This window comes from Corynebacterium propinquum DSM 44285 (assembly GCF_000375525.1).
Lineage (GTDB): Bacteria > Actinomycetota > Actinomycetes > Mycobacteriales > Mycobacteriaceae > Corynebacterium > Corynebacterium propinquum.
Map to the genome: position 1 here is coordinate 38,570 of NZ_AQXC01000005.1, position 22,445 is coordinate 61,014.

A 22,445-nucleotide genomic window follows, 5' to 3' on the forward strand; every position below is an offset into this window, starting at 1 on the left:
CTACCTAGCTCCGCGATGGGGGTCTCCGATGCTATTGTTCACGATACATGAAAGGCGAATATATCCCTGGTATGTTTTTCTAGCAGAGTCTCGAATTCATTCCGATTAAGAATTAGCTTTTCCCAGATTGCCGCCTAAGCCTTTTCAATCCTTTATTATCTAGTCGATGAGTGGCAAGCATCAGAAGCGCTGTCATTTACGTTCAAATTTCCATGTTTCTTCCCTACTCATGCTTCTGCTTCATCCTCCTTCAACAAGATCAAAGATTTTCCATCTTTACCCAGGCAGAAGACCCACGACATCTCATTTAAGAATCCGCGAACTTGTCGAGGTCATTGATCCGCCCGGCGGCAATCACGAGGTCGCCGGAGCGGAGCACGTAACCGGCAGGTGGAGTAGAAAAGTGCGCATCTGCCGAGCGCACTGCAACAATGGCGATCCCCTGCGGGGTTTGTTCTACCTTCCGCCCATGCATCCACAGCGGTGGGGCTAGCTTAGCCATGGCGAAATCAGAATCGAACTCGATGTATTCCTGCACGTGCCCAGCAATCAAATGTGCCACGCGTCGGCCAGTATCCCGCTCTGGGCGCACAACGTGGTGCACGCCAATTTGTGTCAGGATCTTGGCCTGTTGCTGGTTGTCTGCTTTCGCCCAAACGTTAGGCACGCCCAGATCCATCACGGCAGATGCCGTTAATAGCGACGCCCCCATATCGGATCCGATGCCGATCACCACTCGGTGTGCATCGTGTACGCCGAGTTGGCGTAGTGCTTCTTGGTCGGTGGTTTCGGCGACGACGGCGTGTGTGAGTAGCGAGGCGGCTTTGGTTACTACCGCTTCGTCTACATCGATGCCCAGTACTTCTACACCGGATTGGACTAGTTCCTCACCCAACGCCATGCCAAATCGGCCAAGGCCAATGATGACGACGGGTTGTTTAGCGTGGTGGAATAACAGCTTAGCCAATGAAAGGCCTTTCTACGGGGAATGAATAGCGGCGTTGGTTGGTGCGGGCAGCTAGGGCGGCGACAACCGTGATGGGGCCGATACGCCCGGCATACATCAGCACTACCAGCCATACACGCGCGAATTCCGGCAGATCCGGAGTAATACCGGTGGTCAGACCAACGGTAGCGAATGCAGAGATGGTTTCAAAGGTGATCTGGTGGGAGTTGAACTGCGGTAGCAGCATTTGTAACCCCATGATGGAGCCAGCAATCAGAATGAAAGCCATCATGAATACTGCCATCGACTGACGCACGATACGCCCGGGTATGCGCCGACCAGCAACCAGTAGCTCGTCGTCACCGCGCACTTCGGCGATTAACACTGCCACTAGTACGGCGGCGGTGGTTACTTTCACTCCGCCTGCGGTACCGCCGGATCCGCCACCGATGAACATCAAAAAATCCGTCAACATCAGCGAAGAAGGCCGCAGGTTCGATAGATCAACCGAGTTGAATCCGGCAGTGCGGGTGGATACAGAATGAAAAAATGCCGCTTGCACCGCCGACCACGGGCTCAGGCCGCGCAAGCTGTTCGTCCATTCCATGATCCCAAACCCGATGGTGCCGACAACCAGCAAAATCGCGGTGCCAACCAGAGTAAACAACAAAGTCAACGACCGCGGGCGTTGAACTTTCGAACAACGCCGCTCCTTGATCTCTAGCAGTACCGGAAACCCCAGACCACCGACGATCACGCCCGCGGCGACCGGCAAGATAATTCCAGAATCGTTGACGTAAGGAATCAAGTTGTTGGACTGGAGCCCGAATCCTGCATTGTTGAATGCAGAAATGGCGTGAAAGGCCCCCTGCCATACTGCGGGCAGGAAGGCATATCCGTATTTCGTGGCAAAACGGATAGTGAGTACTACGGTGATCACGAATTCCACGGCTAAGGAAAAACCAATTGTGCCGAGGATAACGGTGCGCACCTCACCGAGGTTTCTTCCGCGTTGTTCTGCAACGGCACGAAGCCGCCCCTTGACGCCCATCTGCCCGGCCAGCACAAAACTCACCACCGTGGCCAAGGTCATGATGCCAAGACCACCGATCTGGACAAGCACCAAGATGATTACCTGTCCGAAATGAGACCAGTACGTCGCTGTATCTACAACTGTTAAGCCGGTGAGGCACACCGCGGACGTAGCGGTGAATAGTGCAGTGGTGAACTCCGGGTTGTCAACCCCACTGCGGGATACAGGCAGCAACAAGAGGACTGTTCCCGCGAGAATGAGCAGCAGGAAGCTCACAGAGACCAGCTGCGCGGGGCTAAATCCCCGCCAGCGGCGTGCGCGTGAATGGAAAATCACAAGTCGGTATTCTAAACCTCATGCGGCTACTAATCATACCAATATGTGAAATTTTTACTTGATTTTGCCGTCGATGACTTCCACCACTTCGTCCACGTATTTCAACATTCCCCGATCATGGGTGACAACGCACGTCGCGATCCCCAAATCGCGTGATAACTGCTGCAATAGTTGCATGATCTCTTGAGACAATTCCTGATCCAGCGCGGAAGTAGGTTCGTCGGCAAGCAAAACATCCGGATCATTCATCACTGCGCGTGCAATATTCACCCGCTGGCGTTGACCACCGGATAGCTTGCCGACGCTGCGGCTGCCAAGCCCCTCCAAACCCACCTTAGCCAACAGCTCTTCTGCCCGCTCCCGGCGCGGGGTGTGTCCACGCAAATGGTCGGTGATCAGCAACTGCTCGGCAACAGACAACGATTCCAACAAGTTCGGCTGCTGGAAAATCATCCCGATGTGCTGGCGCCGTAATTCGCTGCGCTTTTCCTCCGAGCCGACGCTCATCAGTTCACCGGCGATACGCACCTCACCTTCCGTGGGCTGCAACAACCCCGCCATAGCTGAAAGCAAAGTGGATTTGCCGGATCCTGATTCGCCCACGATGGCAGTCACCGTCCCCGGCAAAACCTGCAAGGACACCTGGTCCAAAGCGCGCACGGTGCCGGTGCCGTCTGGGAAATCAACCGTGACGTTGTGGCAAGCGACCGCTGGATTTATATCGGCTAGGTTTTTATTTTCAGTATTCATTAGGATTTTCCCTCCAATGCCGATGCCGGATCAATCTTTTTCACTCGTCGGGTTGCTACCAATGCGCCACACATACCGAGCACCCAGATGCCCGCGGCGGGCACCACGATGGTGGTCCACTGCAAATCAAACGGAACAGAACCCCCGGCCCACACGCCAGCTGCCCAGCCGACGCCGGCGCCAAGCACAACTCCGATGCCAACCACCACAGCGGCTTGTCCCAGCGCATCCTTCCACACGTACCCCGGACTGGCACCAAGTGCGCGGAGCACGGAAAGATCACGGCTACGCTGGATTGTCCACACGCTCAAAAACGCCACGGTCACCAAAGCACTAATGGCATACAACAACACCTGAATCAGCTGGAGCGATGCCTGCTCCGACTGGTAGGCAGCCAAGCCAGAAAAAGAATCCTCGACTGTTGCAACACTATCCCCGGTCTGGTTTTCGGCATCCTGCCATTCCTCATCGCGCAAGGAACCTGCGTGCCGGTCCCGGGTATCCACCGCCAGGACAGTACCGACGACGCCGTCATGCGCGCGCGAAATCTGCTGCCACACCTGCGTGCTTGCCCAAACGACGGGCTGGTGCGAATAGTGCTCGTCTTCTACCACGGCACTCACGGGCTGTTCGACGCCACCGATTTCTACCGTCTCACCTGGTTGCACACCGGCCTCGGCAACAATTTCGTGGCTGACGACGATGCCGTCTTCGGCGACCACCGTCTCCTGCGTCTCCAGCGACGCGGCCGAATCTGCTCCTGCCTCTGCTTCTGTTGCCGCACCTGCGGCTGTGACACCAGCTATTTCTGTTCCCGCGGCACCCGCACCGGATACTACGGGCGCTGGAACCTTAGTCCCTGCTGGCAGGCCCAGCACGGCGACCCCCATCGCAGATCCAGCTTCCAACCGGGTTTGCGCGGTACCGAGCGGGATAACCTGGCTGCCATCGTCGACAAGCTCCTGCCATTCCTGCACATCAGAGGTGGTGACTTGGGATTCCTGGAAAGACGGCCCGTCACTAGTGAACACGTACCGCTCTGGGGCCAGGGCTTCCAAAGCAGAGGTGTTGTGCTTAGCCAACCCACCGGTCAGGCCAGTGAGCATCACCAACAGTACGGTTATCAGCCCGACGACGAAGCTGATCAAGCTGAAACGTCCGCGGGCGGAGACGATATCTCTGAGTGCCAAAAACATAATACCTATTGTTGTTTTGGCAGCTCAGTGCGGCATCGGGGTGCTAGTTGATTCTGCTATCAACCAGATGGCTGATCTTGCCCAAGCGCTGACTCACCGGCCTCACCGGCGACTATCCCAGTAGCCTAGGTGAGGTGACTATGCCAGACCATCTTGCCTCGTCCACTCCAGGTCTTGCGAGCGTGTTGCGCAACCTGCGGGTGGGCTTACACGCCATGTTTTGCGCGCTCCTCGTGCTTGGGGCGGTGCGGGTCTGGCTTGCCGACGACGCAGCGCACGCCGGGCTTCCGGTCGTTTTGCTGGTCGCGGCCGCCCTGGGGCTGGTCTATGCGGGCGGCATCGTTGTGGAATACCGATCCCGGCGCGGTGTGGGCAGTTTTTCCAGCCCGACTGTGAATCAACAACGGAGCGCGCGCTGGTGGTGGGCCGCCGTTGTTGTGCTGTGGCTGAGTGCACTCGTATTGGCGAATGATTTTCTTTGGGTGTTGTTCCCGCTGGTTTTTGTCACGCTTGCCGTATTACCCCGTTCGGCGAACTTGCTGGCCGCTGCGGTGTTGTGGGCTGCTGGGGTGGTCGTGGTTGCATGGTTGCACCCGCAGCATTGGCATATTGCGGTGGCGATTGGCCCGGGCATCGGCACGGTTTTTGCCGTAGCAATTTATGTGAGTTATCGCGCGTTGCACCGTGAGGCACTGACCCAGCGGCGTATCGCGGAAGAATTAGCCGCAACCCAGCAGGAACTAGCAGCCACCGAGCACCAGGCCGGGCGTTTGGAAGAGCGCGAGCGCCTGGCCCGCGATATTCACGACACGCTCGCGCAGGGGTTGAGTTCCATCGTGTTGTTGGCGCGTGCTGGACGGGCGAGCGCTAGCACCGTGGAGGCAGCATCGCCCGAGTCCAAAAATGCAGCTACAGACGTGTTTTCCACGATCGAGGACACCGCCCGTGACAACCTGGCAGAAGCGCGCCGTTTCGTGCGGGATCTGACCGCACCATCTGCGCAAGCAGATCTGCCAGATGCCATCACTGAGATTCTTCAGCGCATGCGTCGCCGTGGTAGCGGCTTGGGCGAATCCACCGAATTCCGGGCGAATTTCTCTGGTGATACGCACCGTCGCCTGCCCGCGTCCGTGGTCACCGCGGTGGTGCGATGCGTGCAAGAGGCGTTGAATAACGTCGCCAAGCATGCTCATGCTGCTCATGCGGTGGTGTCGGTGGCGGTGCTTGGCGATGAATTAACCGTCGATATTTTTGACGACGGCCGTGGTTTTGACCCGGCGCAGGCACCCCAGCAAGAGTCCAGCCACGGCTACGGGCTTGGTGGGATTCTGCAACGCATTGCTGCATTATCTGGCACAGTGAATATTGAATCGACCCCGGGTGAAGGCACGGTTGTTGCGGCCCGCATCCCGCTGACTTCGCAGCACACACCAGCTAGCTAGTTCCAGGAGACCACCATGATCCGCGTTATGCTTCTCGACGACCACCCCGTTGTCCGCGCTGGCCTGCGCGCAATCCTCAATAGCTTCGACGGGGTGCATGTCACCCACGAGGCTGCCGATGGTAGCGCAGTGGATGGGCTTGTCGACGGCAGCATCACTGATGTGGATGTAGTGGTGTGCGATATCCAGATGCCGGGGGTTGATGGCATCACCGCGACCAGCAAATTAGCGAAGGCAGGCGGCCCACCTGTGTTGATCTTGACGACGTACGACACCGAAGCCGATATCGTCGCCGCTCTCGAGGCCGGTGCGTTGGGGTATCTGCTGAAGGATTCGCCCGAGACAAGTTTATTCGACGCCATCATCGCCACCCACGAACGCAAGCGCACGTTGTCGCCGGATGTGGCAGCGGCCCTGGCGCAGCGGACTTCGCAACCGCAACAGAGCCTTTCGCAGCGTGAAATTGAAATTCTGCGGGAACTCGCCACCGGTGCGAGCAACAAGGCCTTGGCAAAGAAGCTTTTTATTTCTGAGGCGACGGTGAAAACCCACCTGATTCATATTTTTCAGAAACTAGGTGTGGAATCGCGCACCGCCGCCGTCACCGCTGCCCGGGATCGTCGATTAATTTAGACTGACCAGGGTGTGCCGTAGTCGAAATCTGGGGCACTTCACTTAGGCGAGAGATTCCTTTTAGACTACTTCCTCGATGCCAAAGTGGTTTGAGTCTCTTTGCCCTTCACACCAGAGAATCCCAGATACAGGAGCGGCACAAAAATCATAACGAGAATAAACACAGATATTAGTGGTTGCCAATATAACTCACTCAACATTTCAATCAAACTGATATTCCAGACGAACATCATGAGTAGTCCTAGAAAAAACACGCAAGCAAGCACTAATGCCTGCGAAGAAAAAACTATTGAAGCAAGCGTGAGAAGTAATGCGAAATGGTATTCACGGCTCATAATCCCTAGCTTGAGGAATTTATGGAGGCTACGGTTGAGCAATTGGCTAAGTATGAGACTTGCGGAGATAATCGCTAGTAACGTAAAGGCTAGAGGCACGGCCATAAGCACCCAGAAATCCCACTGCGCAATACCGCCTTCTCCCATGGCTCGGGCTTGCATACCAGATGCGCTGAAAAGTAACGCGGGGATGCTTGCAATGAGGAACAGAAATAACGAGATACCTGAAAAACGTGACCGGTATTCAGAAGTCACAGATTTACTCAAAACGGGGCTGGGACGGTACGAGGATAACCTAGCAACGAGTGTCGTAAGATTGAGCGCAATACGCGGAGCCGCCTGGGGAACAAGAGTAGAACCAACAAGCAGTATCCCTACCGTAAAAAGAATTCCACCTTGTTGTCCGTTTTCATAGACTATTCCGAATATAATTAATGCCGTCCCGCCTAAAGCGAAAATCCCCCGCAAGAGCCAGCGTTTGATGGAGCGCAACCTTCTGAAGCTATTGTTCACCCTCGTCACTAAATTCGTGCTCAAAAACAATACCGAGATAGTTAGTGGAATGAAGAGGCTGATTATTGCGAGAACTATGCCGAAAAAAGTGGGAACGCCAAATCCACTGACACTGATTAATGGATTTCCATTATCATCGGGAAGCCATTCTAACAGCGCAGAAAATGGTAAATAAAGCACGACTGTGAGGAGTAAGGCGCCGACGAACGGCTTCCACATTTGCCCAAGCATTACGCGGATAAAGTGACGCCGACCTAGTCCAAAGCGTATAAGCGTTATGGATTGCTCGCGAAGGAGTAAAGACCCGAGAACTGCAAGCGGAATGTTCATGGCGATGGCGACAAATGTCGCCCAAAAGAGCATATTGCCACCAATAAACTTGAATTGGTCATCCGGAAACTCAGCAATCAATCGCGACCAAACTGAACCTAAAACAAGAACAAAGCTGCTGGTGATTCCGAGGGCTAGTGCAAGGACAAAGAAATATATTTTGGCCTCGCCGACGATCGACGCCCCAATTTTTTGAAGATTCTTATTCATGGTTTGCATCGTCCTTTTCCATAGTGATTACAGAATCAACGAAGCTTTCGACGACTGGATCGTGTGACACCATGAGAACGCCTGTTCCCTCGTGCACCGCATCGTCAACGACACGGAATAAGCTGTCCCGCGAGTCGCTATCTAATGCACTGCTCGGCTCGTCAAGTAGAAGTAATTTAGGTTGTCGTATGAGTCCACCAGTGATCATGACTCTCTGTAATTGACCCTTTGAGAGTTCATTCAGCATCTGGTTTACAGTGTGCTCTACACCTAACGATTCAAGAATTCCGACATAGAATCCTGAATTCACCTTTTTCTTGCAGATTTGTAGATTGAATTCTAAATATTCTTTTACCGTAAGGCCTGGGAAAGCTACTAATTCTTGGCCAACGTAGGAAATATCGCTTCGGAGTAATTTCTGGCGAGTCGATACTGAGGTCTTAGATATGTTGAACTCGTCAAGTAGCACTACGTTTCCTTCATGGAGGGGGTGTAAGCCTACGATTGCGTTCAGGAATGTGGTCTTTCCGCATCCAGAAGAACCTGACAATAATGCTTTTTGCCCGTGAGTAAGCTCAAAATCTAGTGGTAACGCTAGAGGGGAGCTATGCCTTGGGGTCGCCTTAACCGCAACTGCTTGAACTTCGAGTACGGGGTTAACGGTTCTCACGGAAATGACTTTCTAATAGAGGAAGGAAAATAATCAGAGGGCTGTAGCTGAAACTGTCTGATAACCTCCGAAATGAGGGGTGGACAAGATACATGACAACCCGGATTATACGTAAACCTCTTTTAAAGTAACACAGATTATGTTACCCCGAAAGATGCAGTAGATCACTCATCTGTCTCAATCTCAGTTCGGCGGAGGGGGGGTCCTATACAACAAGTTGATTCATTCTCTGTCTTGGAATCGCGCACCGCCGCCGTCACCGCTGCCCGAGATCGTCGATTAATTTAGACTTGCAATATGACTTACACAACACCCAAGACATCGTCGCAAAGTGGCCCAACAAAGACATCCACAGACTCGTCCACCGCCCCCATCGTCATCGTCGGCTCCGGCCTGGCGGGCATGGTTGCAGCCTACGAGGCATTACAGGGCGGGAAACAGGTCGTGATCCTCGACCAAGAAAACCGCAATAACCTGGGTGGCCAAGCCTTTTGGTCGCTGGGTGGTTTGTTTTACGTGGGAAGCCCGGAGCAAAAATTGATGCGGGTGAGCGATTCTTATGAGCTTGCCTGGCGCGATTGGGAAAACAGTGCGGATTACGACGACGCACCCCATGATCGCTGGCCGAAGGCCTGGGGCCAGGCATACGTGCAGTTCGCGGCCGGTGAAAAGCGAGATTATTTAAAAAAGCTGGGGCTCAATGTCTTGCCGACGATCGGCTGGGCCGAGCGCGGTAGCGGCGATGCCAGCGGCCACGGCAATTCCGTTCCACGATTCCACCTCACCTGGGGCACCGGCCCGGAAGTGGTACGGGTTTTCCGCGAACCACTCGAACGGGCAGAAGCAACCGGACAACTCACCTGGCGCTTCCGCCACCGCGTGGAAGGCCTGCTACAAGACGAGTCCGGCCGAGTCACCGGTGTCCGTGGAGTGGAATTAGCAGCCGATGATGCACTACCCCGTGGCCAGGCCTCAAGCAGAAAAGCCGTGCGCGAATTTCAACTGAATGCAGCATCCGTGGTCATCGCCACCGGCGGTATCGGAGGCAATCTAGCAAAAGTACGCGCCAGCTGGCCAAGCGATCGCTGGGGCCCGTGTCCCGACGATCTAGTAGCTGGCGTTCCGGCGCACGTGGACGGCAGCGGCATCGACGTCGCCAAGCACGCCGGCGCAAACCTAGTGAATACGGACAGAATGTGGCACTACCCAGAGGGAATGCACAACTGGGACAGCATCTGGCCGCACCATGGCATCCGCATTATTCCCGGGCCGTCGTCGTTGTGGCTGGATGCTACCGGCACCCGCTTGCCGACGAACATTTTTCCCGGCTCCGATAACCTCGCAGCATTGAGTCATATTGGTAAAACAGGCCACGGCTATTCCTGGTTCTTGTTGAACTCCACCGTCGCGGATAAAGAATTCATCTTTTCTGGTTCCGAACAAAACCCAGACTTAACGGAGAAAACAATCCGGCAACTGGCCAGCAAGCTTGGGCCAAAAACGCACCCGGCCGTGCAGGCTTTCAAAGACCATGGTGTGGATTGGGTGATCGCCGATAACCTCGATGAGTTAACCGCAAAAATGGCCGCGCTTGCCGACGACGGCCTGCTGGACCGCGAGCGTGTCGCACGCACCGTCGCTGATCGGGATTCCCAGCTGGATAACCCGTTTTCCAAAGATGCCCAGGTGAATTATTTGCGCACGGCCCGGAAATTTCTGGGCGATAAGATCGTGCGCGCTGCCGCACCGCACAAACTCGCAGATGCGAAACATGGGCCGCTCATTGCTGTACGGCTGCAGGTATTAACCCGCAAAACACTAGGCGGGCTAGAAACAGACCTTTCCGGGCGCTGCCTCGATTCAGACGGTAATATCATCCCTGGCTTGTTTGCCTGCGGGGAGGCAGCTGGTTTCGGCGGTGGCGGCATGCACGGGAAGAATGCGCTGGAAGGCACCTTCTTAGGCGGCTGCATCCATTCCGGCAAACGCGTGGGAGAAGCGCTCGCTATAGACAAATAACCTGCTCCTGGGCAAAACGGTGCCCTTGGAGCAGGTTAGCGCGGGCTTGTCAGAGCCCTGTTGAAGCGCTGGTTATTTCAGCGCTCATATTAAAAGTCGCGCAGGATGCGCTGTGCCAGAGGCTCAGACGATGCTGGGTTCTGACCGGTGTAAAGGTTGCGATCTACTTCGACGTACGGCTGCATCGGATCGGTCTGCTTAAAATCAGCACCGAGTTCACGCAAACGAGTCTCAACTACCCATTTGGCAGCTGCGATGGTCTCCTCGCCTTCTTCGGCGTTGGTAAAGCCAGTCATGGTATAGCCCTTCAGCGGCCAGTTGTCATTGTCCATTGCGAGCAAAGCAGCTGGAGCGTGGCATACCAGGGAAAGCGCACGACCGGATTCAATACGGTTCTGCAGCAGTTTGGCGGAATCCTGGTCATAAGCCAAGTCTTCCATTGGACCGTGGCCACCAGGGTAAAAGACGAGGTCATAGTCAGCCTCGTTAACATCAGCCAGATTAAGCGGGTTGTTCAGCTCCGAGTCGATTTCTCCGAGGTAGTTCTCGTATTCCGCGCGCTCGCTGTCGGACAGGACATCGAGGCTGTACTGGTCTACTACTGGAGCCTTTGCATTCGGCGTCGCGAAGTCAATGTTCCATCCAGCGTTTTTGAATACGCGGTGTGGAGCAATCAGTTCTTCGGCCCAGTAACCGGTAGGGCGGGCGCTGCCGTCGGCCAGCGTCCATTTATCTGCGGCAGTAACTACGAATAGTGCGGAAGGCATAACTTCCTCCTTATATATAGGTGAGCTATCTAATGTTCTTCAGATGTGTTGTCCCCCGGAAGTGCGTTGCACCCGGAAGGACAACGACACCAAGAATACGCCTCAATGGATCTTCGTTGGCGAGATTTTTCTTCATGAGTCTTACGGCAGAGGCAGAAAAACGCCGCTATTTCGGGTCGGAAATTCTTATTTCCGAGTATAGTCCCGCTGTTCAAAGCGGTATAGAGAGAAATCACGATATGCGTGAAGCCCAATAACTGCAACCCTGAGAAAAAAGATGATTTGTCAACTATTTCACATTCTTGGAGAGGCAATTAGTGGCGAAGTATGTCGTTTAACCCCGATTTCCGGTCTATTTCGCTGCCTGAGAACCAGACCTTAGGCAGTTAATGACATCGCGCTGGGGCCCAGCGCCCTGTTTAGCTTTTATTCACGCCCGCGCCACTCAATTCATTTGAGATGTACGTTAAAAACATGGAAACAAAATCAATGACCGTCAGCCAATTTCGTCAATCCCAAAGCCAAATCCTTGCGGAAGCACAACATATGCCTATCACCATCACCAGCCAGCAAAGCCGCGCCCGCGCCGTAGTCGTCTCCCCCTCATTTTATGCTCGCGCTGTTGCAGCATTAGAAGATCAAGAAGACATCCATGCTGCCGAAATCGCCCGAGAAGAAGCTGAAGAAATCTCACATGATGAGCTCAAAGAAGCTCTCGGACTTACCGAAACCAGCGCTTCTTCATGCACAGGCAACGAAAGGAATTGGACGAATTAGCGTTTTTATAACGGGATTCACAGTAACCTTGTATCTATGAGGTTACAGACAGTTTTTATCCCGACGGCAGTAGCATTTTCTGTGTTATCGGCGTGCTCCACAGCCGAGAGCGAACCTCCGACGTCTCAAACGCAGATTCCAGTCACCACGTCCCCAACATCACCGGCCACGGCAACACAGCACCAAGAAGCACCTGACTCCCCTGACGCCGAGCACAACGGTAAACCCACTGCACCAGTTCACAATGACCACGGAATGTTCACCGTAAAATGCCAGGTAGCAAAAATTGAATCAGATCATGGCATCGTCGGATACGTATACGGAAACCATAAAACCAGCATCCCCATCGCTGAGCAGGATGCCGAGCAGTTCATCCCGAAATTCGGCCCGGGAAACGAGAAGCAAAATTGCAGCACGGTCGAAAAATATCTTCCTAGTGGAGCCTATGATCTGCATGACCAGGTGTTCTAAACTAGCTGCATGACTACTCCAGATTCCGGCCCAGATTCTGTCGCTGCCGATGCCGCTTCCGCTGCCGCCGCTGGCTCAGCCGAGAATTTGCACCCAGTCAAGTTGATTGGTGGCGGCCCCGGCGCGTGGGATCTCATCACGCTCCGCGGCCAAGCCGCACTCCACGAGGCTGATGTCATCGTCGCAGACCACCTGGGCCCCGCCCCGTTTCTGGATCGATTGTGCGATATTTCCAGCAAAAAGCTTGTCGACGCTTCCAAGCTGCCGTATAAAAAACAGGTCGCCCAAGAAGAAATCAACCGCATGCTCGTCGAATACACCCAAGCCGGATACAAGGTGGTACGGCTCAAAGGCGGCGATCCGTTTGTGTTCGGGCGCGGTTTTGAAGAAATCACGGCACTCGCAGAAGCTGGGATCGCCTGCGAAGTCATTCCCGGCGTAAGTTCCGCTTATGCTGTTCCGGGGTTGGCGCACATACCTGTTACCCAGCGTGGCGTCGTGCATGCCGCCACCGTCATCAGTGGGCACCTGCCACCGGGACACGAAAAATCCCTGGTGGACTGGTCTGCACTGGCGCGCTCCGGCGCCACGCTGTCCATCATCATGGGGGTGCGCAACGCCAGTGCAATCGCGGATGCGCTTATCGACGCTGGCCTGGCCGCAGCTACCCCCGCCGCCGTCATTCAGGAAGGAAGCCTTGCCGACGAGCGGGTGTTCCGCTGCCAGCTCGAACAGCTTGGCGCAACCATTGCAGAAAATTCGGTGGAACCACCTGCGGTGATGGTCATCGGAGATGTAGCCGGGCTGGAATCCTCTGTTCAGTAGCGTCTGGATCAGCACCCGCTGGCTCACGAGCTGCCGACTCAGCAGCCACCGGTGGCTCTGTGCGCGATTCGGTGCTAGGCGCGGCTGCGCGTTGCAAAGATTCCACCCGCATGCGTACGCGGTAACGGCGCACCCCGTGCACGGTCAACGCGATACCCACCGCCATGATCGCTAGCTGCACCGGCCACACCGTATCCAGTGGCAGCAGGTAGCGAATATTCAATGCAATAATCGCCGACCCCACCAGCCCACCCAGGGCAACCGGGTTAATGCGGGAAATCAGCCAGGCAGCGATGGGAGCGGCAATGCTTCCGCCAATCAGCAGGGCAACAACCGCGGCGGTATGCGACACGATTTCCTCCCACAGACCCACCACAAAACCAGCGGATGCGCCCGCGGCCACCAGAAACTCCGAGGCAGAAACCGTGCCGACGATATACCGCGGCTGTTGCCTGCCGACGCCCAGCAGCGTGGAGGTAGTCACCGGACCCCAGCCACCGCCACCGGTGGAATCCACCAGACCACCCAGAGCACCCAAGAATCCTAAAAATGGTGTGGAATATTCCGCCTTTTTTGCCAGCTTGCGCTTCGTGCGCCCTTGGCTAAATCGCCACACCAGGTTTGCCCCGATGGCCACCAGCACGACTGCGGTAATCGGCTGCGCCTTATCCAGTGGCAAATTGGATAAAAACATTGCGCCGACAAACCCGGCGAGTGCCCCGGGAAATCCCAGCCGTGCCACCACGGACCAATCCACGTTGCCAAACCGCCAGTGGCTAAAACCTGAAACCGCGGTGGTTCCAAGTTCTGCCACGTGCACCACGGCCGAAGCTTGCGCAGCACCCAAACCAGCGAGGCCCAGGAGGATCGTTGTTGAGGTCACTCCGAAACCCATGCCGATGCCGCCGTCGACAAGCTGCGCGGCGAAACCAGCCAGGGCAATAAAAATTAAACCTCTCATGATTTTCCTCAAATCTGCGCGGCTACTACCTCTGCAAGTGCCGTGCCTAGTGGTTGGGAATAGGTGATTCTGCGTTCTTGTTCTGCGGATTCTCCTGCTTGCGCTGCACCAGCTGGTGCTCCACCGGCTGGTGCAGCATTAATTTCTTCGGCTTGGCGATACATTCGATCCAGCAACAAGCCATGGCTGACAAACAGCGGCACCAGGTGCATTCGCTCGTGGTGCTGGGCCAGCTCTGCCAACCGATTCGGGCCGGTGGCAAATACCACGCTGATGCCATCGGCACTGCTCTGTTCGGCATCGGGCTGATTTACGCCGGACTGATGAGCACCGGCATGGTTCACGCCGGCACGCCTTGCAGCAACACGCCTGGCGAGCTTGTCGACGCTCGCATTGGCCGCATGATCAGAAGATCCCACCGACACCAACACCACGTGCGCCCCGGCCGGAGCGTCGCGGGCAATCACCCGGGACAACAATTCCTCCATGGCCAGGCCGGTGCCCAGCCCGTCGGCAAGTTCCACGTCCACCCCGGCGCGCTGTGCCTGCTGGCGCACCGCAGCGAGTTGTTGCGGAACATCAACTTTTTGGTGAAACCCACGCGTAAACAGCAACGGAACAATCACCAGATGCTTGTGCCCATCGGCAATCGCCTCGGCCACGGCGGTGTGCAGGTCAGGTGCGTTGAATTCCAGGTGGCTGCTGTAGCCTTCCAGCCCAGCACGGTTCGCGGCTGCTGCGCTGAGCTCATTGATCAAACCGACAGCCTGCGGGTGGCGTGAGCCGTGCGAAAGAGTAATCAGCGCAGTCATTATTAGCTCTCCCCCGTTACTTCTGCCCAATTAATCCCGCAGCCAGCGAGTTGCCATCGTGCGGGTCTGCCAGCACGAATGCGCCCCGTTTGCCACGGGCGGCATAATCATCCACTGCGATCTCCACGGCGGTTTCTAATTCCACGGTGGCGATCTCGTTGAGCGCTAGCTGGGCTTGCGCTGACTGTGACTCGTCCTGCGCTGACTGGTCCTGGCGAGTCTCGATGCTGGCCACGCGCGCCTTATACTTGCCGCTGTCATACAGCAGGTGCAGTTTTTGCCCCGCACGCACGCCTTTATCGGAGAGGCCCACCAGCGTGGCAGTAAATTTCCGCGTACTGCGCGGGCTGCTACCAGCGGAAATGAAATCGCCGCGCACCAGATCAATCTCATCAGCCAACCGCAGCACCACGGAATCACCAGAGTGTGCCTCCTGCAGCTGTCCGTCGGCAGTATCAATGCCAACGACGGTGCTGGTACGCCCGCCACTGACGGTAACGGCATCGCCCACGGCAACTGCACCGGTGGTGACCCGCCCGGCGTACCCGCGGTAATCAGTCTGCGGCTCGCGGATGACGTATTGGATGGGGAAACGGAAATCCAGCCCGGCAGCGATATCGCTTTCCGCCGGTTGGATGGTATCGAGCAGTTCCACGATCGGCTGGCCGTCGTACCACGGTGTGTGCACAGATCTTTCCACCACATTGTCACCAGCCAATGCGGAGATCGGCACCACGCGAGTATGACGTGGTGCCAGCGCACCAAGCTCAACTAAGGCGTCGGCAAGCTGGGCTTGGATGTCCTCGTACACGGCCTGGTCATAGCCAACCAGATCGATCTTATTCACCGCGATGATCACGTCTTGGATTCCCAGCAACGCCGCGATATGCAGGTGGCGCTTGGTTTGTTCCACCACCCCATAGCGGGCATCGATGAGCAAGATGACGACTTCCGCCGTGGACATGCCCGTGATCGTATTTCGGGTGTACTGCACGTGCCCCGGAGTATCTGCGAGGATGAAGCTGCGCTGGTCAGTGGCGAAATACCGGTAAGCGACGTCGATGGTAATGCCCTGTTCGCGTTCGGCGCGCAGGCCGTCGACAAGCAAGGAAAAATCCAGACCATCGAAGCCGCGTTTCGACGAACTCGCTGCCACGGCTTCTAGCTGGTCAGACAACACCGATTTGGTGTCGTGCAGCAAACGCCCCACGAATGTGGATTTGCCATCGTCGACCGACCCGGCGGTGCAGATGCGCAACGCTCGGCGATTGTCCAGGATGGTTGCGGTGGATTCGGTACTTGCGGTAGTTGCGGTGGTTGCGGTGCTAGTCATCAGAAGTAACCTTCCTTCTTGCGGTCTTCCATGGCGGATTCGGAGATACGATCATCAGCGCGGGTCGCACCGCGTTCTGTGAGTGGAGAAGCCGCGATTTCCGTCAACACCTCGTCGATGGTTTTGGCTTCGGACAACACCGCACCGGTGCAGGACATATCGCCGACCGTGCGGTAGCGCACCGTGCGGGTTACCGGGGTGTTCGAGTTTCCCGGGGTGGCCGGGTCTGCACCAGCTGCGTGTGCGGCGCGGCTGCCCGCGCCCCAGGGCCCGGGAGATAGCCACATGCCGTCGCGCTCAATTACCTCACGCTGGTGCGCGAAGTAAATGCTGGGAAGTTCCAGCCCGCGCGCGGCGATGTATTGCCAGACGTCAACTTCTGTCCAGTTCGAGATAGGAAACACGCGGATATTTTCTTCCGGCAACTTGCCGCCGTTGTAGATATTCCACAGTTCCGGACGCTGCCGCCGTGGATCCCAACCGCCGAAACTATCGCGCACCGAAAAGATGCGCTCTTTCGCTCGGGCGCGTTCCTCGTCGCGCCGCGCCCCGCCGAGCACCACGTCGTAGCCGCGTTGTTCAATGGTTTCCACCAGCGGGACGGTCTGCAGCGGGTTCCGCGAGCCGTCGGCACGTTCTTGCAGATCACCGCGGTCGATCCAGTCTTGCAGCTTGGCGACGTGCAAGTTTACGCCGTATTTCTCGACGGTGCGGTCGCGAAATTCCAACACCTCTGGAAAGTTGTGCCCGGTATCGATGTGGATCAGTTCCGCCGGGATCGCACCCGGGGCAAACGCGCGGCGGGCCAGTTCCAGCACCACGACGGAGTCTTTTCCGCCGGAAAACAGCAGCCCGACCTTGTCGAATTGCCCCGCGACCTCGCGCAAGATGTGGATGGATTCGTTTTCGAGTTCGTGCAGGTGCGGCGATAACGCGGTGCCAGTTGTGTGGGTTGGCTGGCTGGTGTGGGCTGGTTGATTGATTTGGGGTGGTTGGTTGATGTGGGTTGAGTTTTTCACGCTTGTGCTCATGTGTGTAGTCCGCATTCTGTTTTGTTCAGTCCGGCCCAGCGCCCGGCGCGTGGGTCTTGGCCTTCCGCTACTGGCAAGGTGCAGGTCGCACACCCGATTGATGGGTAGCCCTGCTTGGTCAACGGGTGCATGATCAGGTCGTGCTTGTCGACGTAGTCTTCCGTGTCTTGCAGGCTCCATGTCACCAGCGGGCTGATTTTCAACCGGCCCGTATCGTCGAGACTTAGCGCGGGTGCTTGTGCGCGCGTGGGGCCGTCGTCACGCCGCAGCCCGGTGACCCAACCTGCGAATGGCGAGAGGTTGCGCGCGAGTGGTTCGACTTTGCGCATCCGGCAGCAGGCAGTCGGGTTCGAGGCATAGAGCCGCGGGCCGTAGACCTCGTCTTGCTGGCTGCGTTCCAGAGCGGGTGTGGCAGTAATAAACTGCTGGTCGTAGCGCTGTTGGACCTGCTTGGCGACGTCGAGGGTCTCGTCGAAGTGGTAGCCAGTATCCAAGAACAACAAGCTAGCGCGTGGGGCATAGCGGCTGGCGAGTTCTGCTAACACGGTGTTTTCCATGGACATGGTCACCGCGATTTCACCGGGCACGTGTTCGTCCGCCCACGCCAGGATGTCTTCGGCACTGGCGTCGTATAGCGCGTCGGCGTAGTCGGTTACGAGCTGCCGGTTGTGTGCCACGATGTCGTCGGCAAGCGGCTCCGTCGTGGTGGAAGCGCCTGCTGGGGACTGTTCCGGGTCGCGATAACTCTGCTCCGTGTCCGATGTTCCACGTGAAACATTGAGAAAATTCAGCGACTTGTGCAGGGAGTTCTGCAAAGCCTCATTAGTGGACACCGCCGGTTCCGGCGCGGCCTCCTGCTCATCCTGGCCGTGGAACTGCACGGAAAACACCCGCAGGCATTCGCTGCAGCTCCAGGCAAACTCCGTTTCCTCGTCCGGGAATAGCCCCTCCCCCGCGCAATACGGGCAAAACAGCGGGTGGTTCCGGTTGGGGTTCGGTTTCCGGCGAAACTTCATGACAAAGCCTCCTCATCGGCACGGACAGTCCACTGCGCAAAAGACTCGCCCTCTTCACGTTGCTGCTTGTAGTTCTCGACGACGCGCACGACATAATCGCCCAGCTCACTGGCCAGCACCTTGTGACCTTTGAGTTTGCGGCCAAAATTCTGCTCAATGCCCAGCGCACCGCCGAGATGCACCTGGAAACCCTCCACACGGTTGCCGTCGGCGTCGGTCAGCGTCTGGCCCTTCAAACCAATATCCGAGACCTGCGAACGCGCACACGCATTCGGGCAGCCGTTCAGGGAAATCGTCAGGCTGGAATCAATATCGCCAATGCGCTCTTCCAGCTCGTCGACCAGCTCAATCGCGCGCGACTTGGTGGTTACGTGTGCCAACTTGCAAAACTCCAAACCGGTGCAGGAGATGATGCCGCGGCGGAACTCAGAGGGTTTGGAATACAGGCCAGTGGCATCCAGGTCACGAGCTACCTCGGCAAGCTTTTCGCGCGGAATATCCAAAAACAGCAGTTCTTTCATCGGCGTGGTCCGGATGCGCGTGATGCCGTGCTTTTCCGCGGCTTCCGCAATCGCAATCAGCTGTTCACCGGTCGCGTGGCCAACAGTCGGTTTCACACCCAGGTAGAAGTTGCCGTCCTTTTGCGGGTGCGCACCGATATGGTCACGGATGCCGGATTGCAACGGGGTCGGCTCGGCGTCGACAAGCGGCTCATCCAAATATTCCGTTTCCAGCACCTCACGGAATTTTTCAATCCCCCACTTGGCCACGAGGAATTTCAACCGCGCACGGTTGCGCAGGCGGCGGAAACCATAATCGCGGAAGATGCGAACCACCCCGGCCCACACCTCCGGGACGCGCTCGATGGGGATCCACGCCCCCAGCGATTGCGACAGCATCGGGTTGGTGGACAGGCCACCGCCAACGAAGCAGTCAAACCCAGGGCCGTATTCCGGGTGGTTTTTCCCAATAAACGCCACGTCCTGGATCTCGTGGGTGACATCCTGGCGGGAGTTACCCGAGATGGCAGTCTTGAATTTCCGTGGCAGGTTGTGGAACTCCGCGCGCGGCAGATAATTCTTTTTGATCTCTTCGATCGCCGGGCTGGCATCAATAATCTCATCGGCTGCCACCCCAGCTGTGGGCGAACCCAAGATCACGCGCGGCACGTCGCCGCAGCCCATCATCGTGGTCAGACCGACGGTATCTAGCCTGCGCCAAATCTCTGGGACATCCTCGATACGGATCCAATGCAGCTGAATATTCTGGCGGTCAGTGAAATCCGCGGTAGAACGTGCGAAATCCCGGGAGATCTCACCGACGACGCGCAGGCGCTCCGGAGTGGCTTGCCCGCCGTCGAAACGAACGCGCATCATGAAATATTTGTCTTGCAGCTCGTGATTTTCTAATTGCCCGGTGTATTCGCCACCGAGATTCTGTTTGCGCTGGGTATAAATGCCGAGCCACTTGAAGCGCTTGCTGATGTCATCGGCAGGGATCGAATCAAAACCCTGCTTGGAGTAAGTGTCGATCACACGCTGCTTCACCTCGAAGGCTTCTTGTTCTTGCTTCACCTCCTCTTCTTTGTTCAGCGGGCTGGTGCCATCAATATTCCACTGCCCTTCTGGCTTGGGCTTCCGCTTTGGGCGTGCGGGTGCGTTTGTAGTCATAAATTGCCTCACTAAACGGTTTCGGCGATGTGCTGGGGTTTTACTTCGGGTTAGTTGTAGATTTTGTTGTTCAACCGGAGAGTCACGATCCCGGTCGAACCGATGCGTTCAATCTAGATGAACCACTCGGTCTAACCTAATAAGACCGATCTGTCTATTTAATTCACGCGAACAATCCTACATGCGACCTGGAGTAATGTGGCCCACATCATTTGAATTTAAATCGCTAGCTAGCAAAATAGAGACAAATAGGTTCAAATAGATCTTGCTTGCTTAACGCGAACCGAATAAGCGCGTGATCACACACGCGCAGAAGAACGCACTCACACGAGAAACCAACAAAGAAAGGCGCTATATACACGAATGGCTACCTCTAATGCAGCAGCTTCCACCCAGACCGACGCAGTGACCACCAACCCCAACACCGAAGGCGATAAACCACTGAAGATCGCCGTCGTCGGTGCAGGCCCAGCGGGTATTTACGCCTCCGATATCCTGATTAAAAAGACCGGCGGCAACGTCGATATTGATTTGCTTGACCGCATGCCCACTCCTTTCGGCTTAATCCGCTACGGCGTGGCACCGGATCACCCGCGCATTAAAGGCATCATCAAGTCGCTGCACCGCGTGCTCAGCAACGAGAAGATCCGCTTTATCGGCAACGTCGAAGTTGGCCGCACCATCAGCGTCGAAGAACTCAAAGATCATTACGACGCCGTTATTTTCTCCACCGGTGCCGTCGACGACCGGGACCTGAACATCCCGGGCGCCAACCTAGAAGGTGTCTGGGGTGCTGGCGAATTCGTCGGCTTCTACGACGGCAACCCTCACTTTGAGCGCAACTGGGATTTGTCCGCCGAGCAGGTCGCGGTCATCGGCGTCGGCAATGTGGGCCTGGATGTCTCCCGCATTTTGGCGAAAACGGGTGACGAGTTGAAGGTCACCGAAATTCCGGACAACGTCTACGAATCACTGGCACAAAACCAGGCCCACACCGTGCGCGTGTTCGGACGCCGCGGCCCCGCCGAAGCAAAATTCACCCCGCAGGAACTGAAAGAGCTCGACCACTCGGACACCATCAACGTCGTTGTCGACCCAGAAGATATTGATTACGACGAATCCGGCGAGGCAGCACGCCGCGCATCGAAGTCGCAAGATCAGGTGTGCCAAATTCTGGAACAGTACGCGATGCGCGACCCGAAGGAAGCACCGCACACACTGCAGATTCATTTCTTTGAAAACCCGGTCGAGATCATCGGCAAGGATGGCAAGGTTGCAGCACTGAAGACCGAGCGCACCGAGTTGACTGGTGACGGAAATGTGAAAGGAACCGGCGAATTCACCGAATGGCCGGTACAAGCTGTCTACCGCGCGGTTGGTTACCGTTCAGTGGGCATCGAGGGCGTGCCGTTTGATGATCAGAAGCACGTCATCCCCAACGACGGCGGCCACGTGCTCACAGAACCGAATGGCGAAATTGTGCCAAGCCTGTATACCACCGGCTGGATTAAACGCGGCCCGGTTGGCCTGATTGGTAACACGAAATCCGATGCCGCCGAGACTATCGGCATGCTGTTGGAAGACATTGCGGCCGGTAAGCTGTCTGCTGCCGACAACACCGACTTGGTGGAATTGCTGGAATCCCGCGGCGTCGAAGTGACCAACTGGGAGGGCTTCCAGTTGCTGGATGCCCGCGAAGTAGCTTTGGGTGAGGCCGAAGGCCGCGAGCGGAAGAAGCTCGTAGAGTTTGAAGAAATGCTTGAAGCCTCCCGCAACCCGCAGAGCTAACGGCGAGCGCTAGCAAGTTCCACGGATCCGCGGCTCCCCGTAAAGCTATACACACCCAGATCTGGATTGTCAGATCTGGGTTTTATTATTTATTGACGGTCGCACCAGGCCGCGCGCTATTCCACGTTGGGTTTGGCTGCGCGTCCAGCTTTGACCTCCGTTAGATGCACTTAACTCCGGCCCCGCTTTAGATTGGGGAAAGATCTGTCCACACCGGGTCACCGCCAAAAAGCATGACAACGGCATTAACTACGCTTCCCAGGATCATCAGCACGACACCAAGCGCGAATCCGAGGGCAATCGCGATTATCTCTACGAAGAATAAGGCCGGAGCCAACAGTAAAAGTGCGCGACTTCGGGCATAAAGCCCACACCCAAAAACAATTACCGCTGCGAGAGCAGTAACGAGCCAATACGCGAGGTCCCGCGTAGGCTCCTCGATGACCAATAACCATGAGAGCACATAAAATCCCATGACCACCCAGCCCGCGTAGAGCGCAATATTTTGACGAGACTTCTTGCTACGAGTTGTCAAGGGCATGCTTTCTCCTTTAGGTTTCGGAGGTAGTTTCTATACTATA

Annotated in this window: 21 protein-coding genes; 7 read left to right on the top strand and 14 right to left on the bottom strand. The window is 56.3% G+C overall.

Translation table 11 applies throughout. The annotated features are described in order from the left end of the window. Nucleotides 1–307: 307 nt before the first annotated feature. From B142_RS0105630 to B142_RS0105645, 4 genes are read right to left on the bottom strand one after another with little or no spacing between them, the layout of a single operon-like run. Nucleotides 308–967, bottom strand: a complete 660-nt coding sequence (locus B142_RS0105630) for a potassium channel family protein (RefSeq protein ID WP_018120575.1) — start codon at nucleotides 965–967, stop codon at nucleotides 308–310. Further along, on the bottom strand, nucleotides 960–2,315 hold the full coding sequence (locus tag B142_RS0105635) for a TrkH family potassium uptake protein (protein WP_018120576.1): 1,356 nt from the start codon (nucleotides 2,313–2,315) through the stop codon (nucleotides 960–962). Before B142_RS0105635 ends, B142_RS0105630 begins: the two co-directional genes overlap by 8 nt. A gap of 54 nt (nucleotides 2,316–2,369) precedes the next feature. Further along, nucleotides 2,370–3,065, bottom strand: coding sequence for an ABC transporter ATP-binding protein (locus tag B142_RS0105640; RefSeq protein ID WP_018120577.1), 696 nt, complete (start codon nucleotides 3,063–3,065; stop codon nucleotides 2,370–2,372). Beyond that, entirely contained in the window at nucleotides 3,065–4,261 is a 1,197-nt protein-coding gene (locus B142_RS0105645; RefSeq protein WP_018120578.1) for an ABC transporter permease, read from the bottom strand. Before B142_RS0105645 ends, B142_RS0105640 begins: the two co-directional genes overlap by 1 nt. Nucleotides 4,262–4,401: 140 nt before the next feature. Here B142_RS0105645 and B142_RS0105650 point away from each other — a divergent pair, with 140 nt between their 5' ends. Together B142_RS0105650 and B142_RS0105655 are read left to right on the top strand one after the other, a co-directional pair. Further along, nucleotides 4,402–5,703 carry a sensor histidine kinase gene (locus tag B142_RS0105650; RefSeq protein ID WP_018120579.1) on the top strand — a complete coding sequence of 434 codons (1,302 nt, stop codon included), beginning with the start codon at nucleotides 4,402–4,404 and terminating at the stop codon, nucleotides 5,701–5,703. A 15-nt stretch (nucleotides 5,704–5,718) separates the two neighbouring features. Then, nucleotides 5,719–6,336, top strand: coding sequence for a response regulator (locus B142_RS0105655; RefSeq protein ID WP_018120580.1), 618 nt, complete (start codon nucleotides 5,719–5,721; stop codon nucleotides 6,334–6,336). 65 nt (nucleotides 6,337–6,401) lie between these two features. Here B142_RS0105655 and B142_RS0105660 read toward each other — a convergent pair whose 3' ends face one another. Further along, entirely contained in the window at nucleotides 6,402–7,724 is a 1,323-nt protein-coding gene (locus tag B142_RS0105660; RefSeq protein ID WP_155860942.1) for a hypothetical protein, read from the bottom strand. Then, nucleotides 7,717–8,394, bottom strand: a complete 678-nt coding sequence (locus B142_RS0105665; RefSeq protein WP_162138202.1) for an ABC transporter ATP-binding protein — start codon at nucleotides 8,392–8,394, stop codon at nucleotides 7,717–7,719. The genes B142_RS0105660 and B142_RS0105665 overlap by 8 nt, the downstream gene beginning before the upstream one ends. 402 nt (nucleotides 8,395–8,796) lie before the next feature. On the opposite strand from B142_RS0105665, the gene B142_RS0105670 reads away from it, so the two are divergent. Then, a complete protein-coding gene (locus B142_RS0105670; RefSeq protein WP_018120584.1) occupies nucleotides 8,797–10,413 on the top strand; it encodes an FAD-binding dehydrogenase in 1,617 nt (538 codons plus the stop codon). Between the two features lie 89 nt (nucleotides 10,414–10,502). Here B142_RS0105670 and B142_RS0105675 read toward each other — a convergent pair whose 3' ends face one another. Continuing rightward, nucleotides 10,503–11,180, bottom strand: coding sequence for a type 1 glutamine amidotransferase domain-containing protein (locus B142_RS0105675; RefSeq protein WP_018120585.1), 678 nt, complete (start codon nucleotides 11,178–11,180; stop codon nucleotides 10,503–10,505). A gap of 474 nt (nucleotides 11,181–11,654) precedes the next feature. Between B142_RS0105675 and B142_RS12005 the strand changes: the two genes are divergently transcribed. Genes B142_RS12005 through cobA form a run of 3 tightly spaced genes read left to right on the top strand, consistent with a single transcriptional unit; the run spans nucleotide 11,655 to nucleotide 13,253 of the window. Then, nucleotides 11,655–11,957 carry a type II toxin-antitoxin system Phd/YefM family antitoxin gene (locus tag B142_RS12005; protein ID WP_051067307.1) on the top strand — a complete coding sequence of 101 codons (303 nt, stop codon included), beginning with the start codon at nucleotides 11,655–11,657 and terminating at the stop codon, nucleotides 11,955–11,957. A 36-nt stretch (nucleotides 11,958–11,993) separates the two neighbouring features. After that, nucleotides 11,994–12,428: a hypothetical protein gene (locus B142_RS13545; RefSeq protein ID WP_155860943.1), complete on the top strand. Its 435-nt coding sequence runs from the start codon at nucleotides 11,994–11,996 to the stop codon at nucleotides 12,426–12,428. A gap of 9 nt (nucleotides 12,429–12,437) precedes the next feature. Continuing rightward, on the top strand, nucleotides 12,438–13,253 hold the full coding sequence (cobA, locus tag B142_RS12015; RefSeq protein ID WP_018120588.1) for a uroporphyrinogen-III C-methyltransferase: 816 nt from the start codon (nucleotides 12,438–12,440) through the stop codon (nucleotides 13,251–13,253). On the opposite strand, the gene B142_RS0105695 is transcribed toward cobA, so the two are convergent. From B142_RS0105695 to B142_RS0105720, 6 genes are all read right to left on the bottom strand, one after another. Continuing rightward, complete coding sequence (locus tag B142_RS0105695) at nucleotides 13,213–14,214, bottom strand: sulfite exporter TauE/SafE family protein (protein ID WP_018120589.1); 1,002 nt, start codon at nucleotides 14,212–14,214, stop codon at nucleotides 13,213–13,215. The genes cobA and B142_RS0105695 overlap by 41 nt on opposite strands. Before the next feature lie 8 nt (nucleotides 14,215–14,222). Continuing rightward, on the bottom strand, nucleotides 14,223–15,026 hold the full coding sequence (locus B142_RS12020) for a sirohydrochlorin chelatase (protein ID WP_018120590.1): 804 nt from the start codon (nucleotides 15,024–15,026) through the stop codon (nucleotides 14,223–14,225). Between the two features lie 16 nt (nucleotides 15,027–15,042). Continuing rightward, a complete protein-coding gene (locus B142_RS0105705; RefSeq protein ID WP_018120591.1) occupies nucleotides 15,043–16,359 on the bottom strand; it encodes a sulfate adenylyltransferase subunit 1 in 1,317 nt (438 codons plus the stop codon). Continuing rightward, nucleotides 16,359–17,390 (bottom strand): sulfate adenylyltransferase subunit CysD, encoded by a 1,032-nt coding sequence (gene cysD, locus B142_RS0105710; protein WP_018120592.1) that lies wholly within the window; start codon nucleotides 17,388–17,390, stop codon nucleotides 16,359–16,361. Before cysD ends, B142_RS0105705 begins: the two co-directional genes overlap by 1 nt. After that, a complete protein-coding gene (locus tag B142_RS0105715; protein ID WP_407927003.1) occupies nucleotides 17,387–18,193 on the bottom strand; it encodes a phosphoadenylyl-sulfate reductase in 807 nt (268 codons plus the stop codon). Before B142_RS0105715 ends, cysD begins: the two co-directional genes overlap by 4 nt. A gap of 209 nt (nucleotides 18,194–18,402) precedes the next feature. Further along, nucleotides 18,403–20,076: a nitrite/sulfite reductase gene (locus B142_RS0105720; RefSeq protein ID WP_018120594.1), complete on the bottom strand. Its 1,674-nt coding sequence runs from the start codon at nucleotides 20,074–20,076 to the stop codon at nucleotides 18,403–18,405. Nucleotides 20,077–20,439: 363 nt separating this feature from the next. Between B142_RS0105720 and B142_RS0105725 the strand changes: the two genes are divergently transcribed. Next, a complete protein-coding gene (locus B142_RS0105725) occupies nucleotides 20,440–21,864 on the top strand; it encodes an FAD-dependent oxidoreductase (RefSeq protein ID WP_018120595.1) in 1,425 nt (474 codons plus the stop codon). Nucleotides 21,865–22,051: 187 nt separating this feature from the next. Here the strand turns inward: B142_RS0105725 and B142_RS0105730 are convergent, their stop codons facing one another. Beyond that, nucleotides 22,052–22,405 (bottom strand): hypothetical protein, encoded by a 354-nt coding sequence (locus tag B142_RS0105730; protein WP_018120596.1) that lies wholly within the window; start codon nucleotides 22,403–22,405, stop codon nucleotides 22,052–22,054. Nucleotides 22,406–22,445: the final 40 nt, after the last annotated feature.

Excerpts from the sequence above, each read along its gene's own strand:
- B142_RS0105640 (WP_018120577.1), bottom strand. The coding sequence starts at position 3,065 with ATGAATACTGAAAATAAAAACCTAGCCGATATAAATCCAGCGGTCGCT.
- B142_RS0105645 (WP_018120578.1), bottom strand. The coding sequence starts at position 4,261 with ATGTTTTTGGCACTCAGAGATATCGTCTCCGCCCGCGGACGTTTCAGC.
- B142_RS0105650 (WP_018120579.1), top strand. The coding sequence starts at position 4,402 with ATGCCAGACCATCTTGCCTCGTCCACTCCAGGTCTTGCGAGCGTGTTG.
- B142_RS0105655 (WP_018120580.1), top strand. The coding sequence starts at position 5,719 with ATGATCCGCGTTATGCTTCTCGACGACCACCCCGTTGTCCGCGCTGGC.
- B142_RS0105660 (WP_155860942.1), bottom strand. The coding sequence starts at position 7,724 with ATGAATAAGAATCTTCAAAAAATTGGGGCGTCGATCGTCGGCGAGGCC.
- B142_RS0105670 (WP_018120584.1), top strand. The coding sequence starts at position 8,797 with ATGGTTGCAGCCTACGAGGCATTACAGGGCGGGAAACAGGTCGTGATC.
- B142_RS0105675 (WP_018120585.1), bottom strand. The coding sequence starts at position 11,180 with ATGCCTTCCGCACTATTCGTAGTTACTGCCGCAGATAAATGGACGCTG.
- B142_RS12005 (WP_051067307.1), top strand. The coding sequence starts at position 11,655 with ATGGAAACAAAATCAATGACCGTCAGCCAATTTCGTCAATCCCAAAGC.
- B142_RS13545 (WP_155860943.1), top strand. The coding sequence starts at position 11,994 with ATGAGGTTACAGACAGTTTTTATCCCGACGGCAGTAGCATTTTCTGTG.
- cobA (WP_018120588.1), top strand. The coding sequence starts at position 12,438 with ATGACTACTCCAGATTCCGGCCCAGATTCTGTCGCTGCCGATGCCGCT.
- B142_RS0105695 (WP_018120589.1), bottom strand. The coding sequence starts at position 14,214 with ATGAGAGGTTTAATTTTTATTGCCCTGGCTGGTTTCGCCGCGCAGCTT.
- B142_RS12020 (WP_018120590.1), bottom strand. The coding sequence starts at position 15,026 with ATGACTGCGCTGATTACTCTTTCGCACGGCTCACGCCACCCGCAGGCT.
- B142_RS0105705 (WP_018120591.1), bottom strand. The coding sequence starts at position 16,359 with ATGACTAGCACCGCAACCACCGCAACTACCGCAAGTACCGAATCCACC.
- cysD (WP_018120592.1), bottom strand. The coding sequence starts at position 17,390 with ATGAGCACAAGCGTGAAAAACTCAACCCACATCAACCAACCACCCCAA.
- B142_RS0105720 (WP_018120594.1), bottom strand. The coding sequence starts at position 20,076 with ATGACTACAAACGCACCCGCACGCCCAAAGCGGAAGCCCAAGCCAGAA.
- B142_RS0105725 (WP_018120595.1), top strand. The coding sequence starts at position 20,440 with ATGGCTACCTCTAATGCAGCAGCTTCCACCCAGACCGACGCAGTGACC.
- B142_RS0105730 (WP_018120596.1), bottom strand. The coding sequence starts at position 22,405 with ATGCCCTTGACAACTCGTAGCAAGAAGTCTCGTCAAAATATTGCGCTC.